A 2,564-nucleotide genomic window follows, 5' to 3' on the forward strand; every position below is an offset into this window, starting at 1 on the left:
CAGCGGCGCCACTCCGCCCTCGACCAGACATCACCCGCCGACTACGAAGCTGCACACACCCCCACCGCCACTACCATGCCCCTCGCAGCCTGACCCGACGGTGTCCGCTGCACCGGGGGAACTCCAAGATCCCGCGCCGGGTCTGTCCCATCCACTTCTCCTCAGGCCTCGTAACGGAAGCGCCCGTCGGCAACCAGACTACGACAAGCTGTCGTTGCAGCCAGTCATCCGCCTCGCACGGTCTTTTGGGGACCGGTTGTCCCGGCCGGAAGGCCCATGAGCACTCCCCGGACCGCACATCAAAGCCCAGCGATGCCCGTGGAGAACCCGCAGAAGTAGGTCCGGAGCCTCTGCGGATGCCGGTCGCCCCAGAGCGGGGGCCATATTGTGGCAACAGGTGCGGCGTGTGCGGCAGCCGGAAGGCCGAAGCGATGATCAACATGGCGGATTCAAGGAGTGGGCGGACGTGGCCGTCACGCAGCGCGTAGAAGATGGATCATCTTGCGGGCACAGGCGACCTTGGCGATGGGATTGCCGCGTCGGAGGGCGAGGCGGTCGTAATACGAGTCCGACACCACCGTCAAGCGCGGCTCGATCAGCAAGCAGGGCTCCAGGCTGGTGCGCTGGGCAGCCGCCGAAGCGGTACAGCGCCAGCCGCTTGGGTCCAAGCTGCGAGACGACTAACAACTCGCCCGAACCGACGACGGTGCACCGGCACGGCATCGCGTTGCGCCACGACATGGACGGCGTCCCCGGTGTCACCCAGCCGCCGGTGCCGCCGGGCGAGCGGTTCGACTACCGGGTCGCGGGACCCGAGCGCACATCCGTCAGGTTGGAGCCGGTTCCACGCATTAAGGGGGTTCAACAGGCGGAGGTGGCAGCGCTGCACGAGCGCGGCGATCTCGTCGGGGTCGTCGTCCCCACCGGTGAGGTCGGTGTCCGGTAGGGCTGGTGAAGCCGCTGCCTTCGAGGGCGTCGCGAAGCCAGTCGCTCAGGCCGCGCCAGTGGACGGCGCCCACGAGGACAACTGGGATCTCGTGGACCTTCCCGGTCTGGATGAGGGTGAGCGCCTCGAACAGCTCGTCGAGGGTCCCGACCCCGCCGGGCAGCACCACGAAGGCCGACGCGTAGCGGACGAACATTAGCTTGCGGTCGAAGAAGTAGCGGAAGCCCACGGCGACGTCGACGTAGGGGTTCAGTCCTGCTCGTGGGGCAGCTCGATGGCCGAGCCCGACCTAGGTCGCCCCGGCGCGCGGCCGCCGCGGTTGGCGGCCTCCATGAGGCCGGACCCACCGCCGATGATGATGGTGAACCCGGCTTCGCCGAGCCGGGCCGCGACCCGCCGGGCGTGTTCGTAGCGGCGATCGGCGTCAGCCACCCGACCCGAGCCGAACATGGACACGGCCTTCCCGAACGGGGCCAGCGCGGTGAAGCCGGCGGCGATCTCCTGCCAGATGCGCTCGACGCGCACACGGTCGTCGGGGGCTCCTGCCCCCCCGGACCGCAGTACAGGAGGACGTCCTCGTCGGGCGTCGGGGGCGGTGGCATAGGGCTCCTGGTTGGTGGACACCGGCGGTCAGTACGGTTGCCATCTGGCCACCGGGCGCCGTGAGGGCCCGTGGACCCTCACGGCCGTCGTGTATCAGTGGTGCTCGTCGAAGCCTGCGAACCCCCGGTGGTCACTCGGGTTCATCTGGCCGGTGAAGCCGCCCTCGGCTCGGGCGTGGTCGGAGACGTGCTCGCCGTATCCGGCACCCGCCCCACCGGTGATCGGCGCCGCACCGGCGGCCGCCGGCAGAAATGCGATCGCGACACTCACCGTCGCTGCAGTCAAGAACTTCCTCATTGCAATGTCCTCCTTGTCGGGTCTGGCTCCGGCTCATGATCGGTGACGACTGGGGCCTTGGAGCATCCGGGGCGGATGCGGATTCCTGCTGTGGGTTCGCCGCACCGGTCGCCGTGACTGGCGAATCGTTGGGCTGGTCACGGTGGACGGCGGAGCCGCCGTCAACGTCACGCGGGGCTGCATGGTCGTCGGCGATCTCGAGGTGTTCGTGGTTTGCCGATGCCTTGACGCCCGGCGCGCACCTCGCTGCGGACCGCGGTGGTCATGTGATCGAGGAAGCCCTTGCAGTGCAGGAGGAGGTCGTCGAGCGTGATGACGCCGCGCACGACGCCGTCGTCATCGACGACCGGGAGCCGCCGGTGCACCCACGCCGCGAGCTGGTTGGCGGCAGCCTCCCAGCCGGCGTGCTCGGGGACGCCGACGACGTCGTGGCTCATGATCGTGGAGACGGCGGCGCCGGGGTCGAGTCCCCGGGCGAAACCCCGCTGGGCGATGTCCCGGTCGGTGACGATGCCGGCGAGCCGGCCGTCACCGTCCACGACGATGACCGAGCCGACGTCGTGCTCGGCCATGAGCCGGGCGACTTGGACGAGTGGAGTTCCCCCGGTGCAGCGGACACCGTCGGGTCAGGCTGCGAGGGGCATGGTAGTGGCGGTGGGGGTGTGTGCAGCTTCGTAGTCGGCGGGTGATGTCTGGTCGAGGGCGGAGTGGCGCCGCT

Annotated in this window: 5 protein-coding genes and 1 pseudogene; 1 reads left to right on the plus strand and 5 read right to left on the minus strand. The window is 69.4% G+C overall.

Annotated elements, in window-relative coordinates; translation table 11 throughout:
* The first annotated feature begins 706 nt into the window (after positions 1 to 706).
* The gene (locus tag ACEQ2X_RS02280) at positions 707 to 946 is read left to right on the plus strand and encodes a multicopper oxidase domain-containing protein (protein ID WP_370324135.1); all 240 of its coding nucleotides are present in this window, start codon (positions 707 to 709) and stop codon (positions 944 to 946) included.
* On the opposite strand, the gene ACEQ2X_RS02285 is transcribed toward ACEQ2X_RS02280, so the two are convergent.
* The 5 genes and pseudogenes from ACEQ2X_RS02285 to ACEQ2X_RS02305 all read right to left on the minus strand — a co-directional run.
* Positions 852 to 1,175 (minus strand): LOG family protein, encoded by a 324-nt coding sequence (locus tag ACEQ2X_RS02285; RefSeq protein WP_370324136.1) that lies wholly within the window; start codon positions 1,173 to 1,175, stop codon positions 852 to 854. The genes ACEQ2X_RS02280 and ACEQ2X_RS02285 overlap by 95 nt on opposite strands.
* A 20-nt stretch (positions 1,176 to 1,195) precedes the next feature.
* Complete coding sequence (locus ACEQ2X_RS02290) at positions 1,196 to 1,471, minus strand: hypothetical protein (protein ID WP_370324137.1); 276 nt, start codon at positions 1,469 to 1,471, stop codon at positions 1,196 to 1,198.
* 171 nt (positions 1,472 to 1,642) lie between these two features.
* Positions 1,643 to 1,846 (minus strand): hypothetical protein, encoded by a 204-nt coding sequence (locus tag ACEQ2X_RS02295; RefSeq protein WP_370324138.1) that lies wholly within the window; start codon positions 1,844 to 1,846, stop codon positions 1,643 to 1,645.
* 167 nt (positions 1,847 to 2,013) lie between these two features.
* A complete protein-coding gene (locus ACEQ2X_RS02300; RefSeq protein ID WP_370324139.1) occupies positions 2,014 to 2,283 on the minus strand; it encodes a CBS domain-containing protein in 270 nt (89 codons plus the stop codon).
* 63 nt (positions 2,284 to 2,346) lie between these two features.
* Positions 2,347 to 2,445: pseudogene (locus ACEQ2X_RS02305) on the minus strand (CBS domain-containing protein); the annotation flags it as partial.
* Positions 2,446 to 2,564: the final 119 nt, after the last annotated feature.

The organism is Euzebya sp., assembly GCF_964222135.1.
In the GTDB taxonomy this organism is placed as follows: domain Bacteria; phylum Actinomycetota; class Nitriliruptoria; order Euzebyales; family Euzebyaceae; genus Euzebya.